Raw genomic sequence first — 4700 nt, 5'->3', positions numbered from 1 at the left:
GCCCCACACCGGCCGAACCCGCCGCGGCCCGCCCGGCCTCCCGCGCAGCGCCGCCATCCGGCGCCGCGGTGACACCGGGGCGATCAGCACGGCCACCGCCAGCGCCAGTGCGGCGGCTGTCACGATCGCCCACGATCGTCGAACAGCTGACGCAAGCGCTCAGCGCCGCAACCGAATCCGGAGTCGGCCTTCCATGCCGTCTCCGCCCGGACCCGGCCGTCATCCGCGGATCGCAGGACGGCGATCTCGGTCAGCCGGCGGGTGCCGGAGCGGTCACGTCCGACGTGCAACAACACCTGCACGGCGGCCGCCAGCTGACTGTGCAGCGCGGCCCGGTCGAGCCCGCCGAGTGCGCCGAGCGCCTCAAGCCGGGCCGGGACCTCGGCCGGGTTGTTCGCGTGCACGGTGCCTGCGCCGCCGTCGTGGCCGGTGTTGAGCGCCGCGAGCAGGTCGACGACCTCGGCACCGCGCACCTCGCCGACCACGATCCGGTCCGGCCGCATCCGCAGCGCCTGCCGGACCAGGTCGCGCAGCGTGACCTCGCCGATGCCCTCCACGTTCGCGCACCGGGCCACCAGGTTCACCAGATGCGGGTGGCGCGGGGCGAGTTCGGCGGCGTCCTCGACACAGACGATCCGCTCGCCCGCGGCGACCGCGCCGAGCATCGCCGCCAGCAGCGTGGTCTTCCCGGCACCGGTGCCGCCGGAGACCAGGAACGCCAACCGGGCGTCGATGATGTCGCGCAGCAGTGCGGCGGCAGGCGCTGCGATGGTGCCGGTAGCCGTCAACGCCGCGAGATCCTGTGTCGCCGGGCGCAACACCCGCAGGGAAAGGCAGGTGCCTCCGGCGGCGATCGGAGGCAGCACGGCATGCAACCGGACGGTGAACCGGCCTGCGCCCAGCCCGGACAGCTGACCGTCGACCCACGGCTGCGCCTCGTCGAGCCGTCGGCCCGCGGCCAGTGCCAGGCGCTGCGCGAGCCGGCGCACCGCCGCGTCGTCGGGGAAGCGGACGGCGCTGCGCCGCAACCCTTCCCCGTCGTCCACCCACACCGCGTCGGGTGCGGTGACGAGCACGTCGGTGGTGCCCTCGGCGGACAGCAGCGGCTCCAGGATGCCCGCACCGGTCAATTCCGTCTGCAGCAGCCGCAGGTTACGCAGCACCTCGGTGTCGCCGAGCACGCCGCCGGATTCCGCCCGGATGGCGGCGGCCACCACGTTCGGGTGCAGCGGGGCCGATTCCGTCGCGAGCCGCTCGCGGACCCGGTCGAGCAGCGAGGCCGTCATGCCGCCTCCATCGCCAAATGGTGCTGCAGCACAGCGAGAACCCTGCCCGCGGCGACCGTCAGCGGTGACCGCCGGGACAGTCGCATGCCACCCTGTTCGAGGCGCTCGGCGGCGCCGGGCTGCGGTCGCATCGCCGCGAGCAGTGGCAGTCCGGCTGCCCGCGCAACCTCCCGCGCCGACAGCCCGCCGGGGGACGGACCGCGCACCACCGCGCCGACGTTCGGGTTCATACCCGTCAGCCAGGGCACGACGGCCGCCGCCGCAGCGCAGGCACGCACGTCGGCGGTGAGCATCAGCACCACCAGGTCGGCGGCGTCGAGCGCCGCCTCAACGGCGGCGGTGGGCCGGCGTGGCACGTCGCAGATGACGGTCGCGCCACCGCGGCAGCCCGCGTCCACCACGGCCGCGAGCGCCGCGGCGTCGATCTCGGTGCCGGCGCGGCCGCTCGACAGCACGGTGACGCCGCTCGATCGCGGCAGCGCCTCGCGCAGCGCCTGGAAATCAAGCCTGCCGCCCTCGAGCGACAGGTCCGACCACCGCAGTCCCGGTTCGGCCTCGGCGCCCAGCACCATGTCGATGCCGCCGCTCCACGGATCCGCGTCGACGAGCAGTGCGTCTGGGGCGACGTGCGACAGCGCCGCCGCGAACAGCGTCGCGCCGGCTCCGCCGCGGCCTGCCATCACTGCGATCGCCGTTCCGCGCCGGGCATCGCCGCGCCGCGATTCTGCGGCGTCGGCGAGTTCGGCGATCAGCGCCCGATCCTGGCCCGGCAGCGTGAGCACGTGCTGCGCCCCGACGGAGATGGCGGCCTGCCAGTCGCAGGCCTGCGGTTCGGCGCGCCCGACCAGGACGACCCGGCCTCGGCGTGGCAGTGCGCGCTGCGCGCAGCGGAGGGCGCTCGGCGTGTCGAGCAGGACGGCGGCCGCGGCGGCCCAGGCCTTGCGGCCCGACGGCTCGCCTGCGTGCACCACCGTCACCCCGGCCGCCGCGGCGACGCGGTCGACGTCGTCGCGCAGAGACGGGTCGCTCAGCAGCGCAAGTACCCCGGTGGTCGTCGTCACGGTTCCCAGCATCGGGCGCGTGCCGACGGCGCCGCCATTGCTGTCGCACCGAATGTGGATGAACTGGCAACTGTGGACAACGCCGGGCACCTGCCACGGCACGGCGCGGATATTTACGCGCGGTACGCCGCGGGGCGAAAGTGGAGTTGTCCTGAATGCGAAAGGACCGGAAAAAGGGACGACCCCCGCCAGGGGGGGAGGAGGCGGAGGTCGTCGTGTATCAGCCCCGGGGGGTCGGGCTGATACACACCCGACATAAGCCGGGTAATGCTCACTATACACACGCGTCTGCCGAGGATGGCAAGTCTTGTTGCCGGGTTAAACAACCAGTTAGGAGGAAAATTTGCAGTCACAGTCAGCTGTCTTGAACTGCCAATTCACATACTCCTCCGAATAGTGACGCAGTCGGGCCTTTATGCTGACGACGTGACCGCATCCGAGCGGTCCGCAGCGCCGGCGACGGCAGCGCGGGCCGAGCCCGAAGGCGACCGTCCGGTGCGCACCGCAGCCTTCTTCGATCTGGACAAAACCGTGATCGCGAAGTCCTCAACGCTCGCGTTCAGCAAACCTTTCTTCGATCAGGGTCTGATCAATCGGCGCGCCGCCCTCAAGTCCACCTACGCCCAGTTCCTTTTCATGATGTCCGGCGCGGACCACGAGCAGATGGACCGGATGCGCTCGTTCCTCACCACCATGTGCGCCGGCTGGGATGTCGAGCAGATCAAGTCGATCGTCGGCGAGACGCTGCACGACATCGTCGACCCACTGGTCTTCGCCGAGGCCGCCGACCTCATCGCCGACCACAAACTGTGTGGCCGCGACGTGGTGGTGGTGTCCGCGTCGGGGGAGGAGATCGTCGCGCCCATCGCGCGGGCGCTCGGCGCGACCCACGCGATGGCCACCCGGATGGTGGTCGAAGACGGCCGCTACACCGGCGAAATCGCCTTCTACTGCTACGGCGAGGGCAAGGTCGAGGCGATCAAGGCGCTCGCCGCCCGCGAGGGATACGCGCTCGAGCACTGCTATGCCTATTCCGACTCGGCGACCGACGTGCCGATGCTGGAGGCCGTCGGTCACCCCGCCGTGGTCAACCCCGACCGTGCGCTGCGCCGGGAGGCCGCCGGCCGCGGCTGGCCGGTGCTGACGTTCACCCGGCCGGTGTCCCTGCGCGACCGGCTGCCCGCGCCGTCGGGCGCCGCGGTCGCCACCACCGCCGTGGTCGGGATGAGCGCGCTGGCCGCAGGCGCACTGACGTACTCGCTGCTGCGCCGCTTCGCACTCTGAGCACGCACCGCAAATTCTGACCGAGGAAGCTACGCGGTGTAGTAGCTGGCCGGCGCCCGTAACGATCGGGAATCGCCGGGATTCAGCCCTTGATGTGACGCTGGTCACGGAGTACAAAGGAAAGCACGGAAGCCCGGTGAGGCCAAGACCCAGTCGGAAGAGAAGGCTGGATCTCCCGAACCAGGCTACCCAGCACGGATCCCGGCACCCACGCGGAGCACATGCCGCGAAATAGGCAAAAGTGTTGCGGGCCTGCGTAACAGCGAAGAGCGGCCGACCACGACGACCCCTTGGGTGGGGTTGCAGGCGAAGCGCATCGCCAGGACGCCGAGGCCAACCCACGCAGCCATACCGAGCACGCTTGGTAACCGGTCTCCGTGCTAGCGGGCGGCGAGCCGAACTCAGTTCGGAGCGTCGCCCGCTTCATTTTGCTGGCGGCCCTCAGCGCCCGCCGCTACCCCGACGCCCCGGCGGCGATCTGCAGGGCTTCCCGGGCGCCCGCGTGCAATCCCGTGCAGTGCAACACGAGCCACGCCGCCAGACCGTCGGGTGTGCCCGAGGCGAAGCCGCGCGCGGCCGCCCGGTAGTCGCCGGATCGGCGCATCCAGTACACCTCGGGGACGCCGAGACCGTGCGGGTCGAGGCCGGTGGCGATGGTGACCAGTCGCGCCACCCCCCGCGCAACCACCCCGTCGGCCGAGCCGAACGGCGCCAGGGTGAGCAACTCGCCGTGCGCGACAGCAGCGAGCACCGGCGCGGGCACCCTGGAACCGCCGGTGAGCAGACCGGCCAGCAATTCCAGCCGGAGGCCCACATCCGGGTCCGCCCGTGGACGGCCGAGGTGCTCGTCGTCGGTGAGGTCCGCCGCGGCCAGCGAATGCAACCGCGCCAGCGCCTGCAGCGGCGCGCGCTGCCAGACGCCGACCAGCGTGGTCGCGCCGCCCTCCAGGGCTTCGGACACGCGCAGCGCACCCGCGAGCACCGGATCGGGTTCGCCGTCCTCGGCGATCTGCAGCGCACCGCCGTCGAGCACCGCGGAGGCGCGGGCGGCCCGCACGGCGGCCTCGGC

At 72.0% G+C, this 4700-nt stretch carries 4 protein-coding genes; 1 reads left to right on the top strand and 3 read right to left on the bottom strand.

Translation table 11 applies throughout. From position 1 onward, the window contains the following. Positions 1–119: 119 nt before the first annotated feature. Together H7I41_RS19015 and ssd are read right to left on the bottom strand one after the other, a co-directional pair. Complete coding sequence (locus H7I41_RS19015) at positions 120–1286, bottom strand: TadA family conjugal transfer-associated ATPase (RefSeq protein WP_264014171.1); 1167 nt, start codon at positions 1284–1286, stop codon at positions 120–122. Next, positions 1283–2359: a septum site-determining protein Ssd gene (ssd, locus tag H7I41_RS19010; RefSeq protein ID WP_276009157.1), complete on the bottom strand. Its 1077-nt coding sequence runs from the start codon at positions 2357–2359 to the stop codon at positions 1283–1285. Before ssd ends, H7I41_RS19015 begins: the two co-directional genes overlap by 4 nt. A 414-nt stretch (positions 2360–2773) precedes the next feature. On the opposite strand from ssd, the gene H7I41_RS19005 reads away from it, so the two are divergent. Further along, positions 2774–3631 (top strand): HAD-IB family hydrolase, encoded by an 858-nt coding sequence (locus H7I41_RS19005; protein WP_264014170.1) that lies wholly within the window; start codon positions 2774–2776, stop codon positions 3629–3631. Between the two features lie 454 nt (positions 3632–4085). On the opposite strand, the gene H7I41_RS19000 is transcribed toward H7I41_RS19005, so the two are convergent. Continuing rightward, on the bottom strand, positions 4086–4700 hold a 615-nt coding region (locus tag H7I41_RS19000), incomplete at its 5' end, for an oxidoreductase (protein ID WP_264014169.1).

It is taken from the genome of [Mycobacterium] manitobense, from assembly GCF_025821665.1.
In the GTDB taxonomy this organism is placed as follows: Bacteria; Actinomycetota; Actinomycetes; order Mycobacteriales; family Mycobacteriaceae; genus Mycobacterium; species Mycobacterium arseniciresistens.
This window is presented reverse-complemented; position numbering and strand designations above follow the sequence as displayed.

Bases quoted from the DNA above. Each gene is read 5' to 3' on its own strand.
- H7I41_RS19015 (WP_264014171.1), bottom strand. From the start codon at position 1,286: ATGACGGCCTCGCTGCTCGACCGGGTCCGCGAGCGGCTCGCGACGGAA.
- ssd (WP_276009157.1), bottom strand. From the start codon at position 2,359: ATGCTGGGAACCGTGACGACGACCACCGGGGTACTTGCGCTGCTGAGC.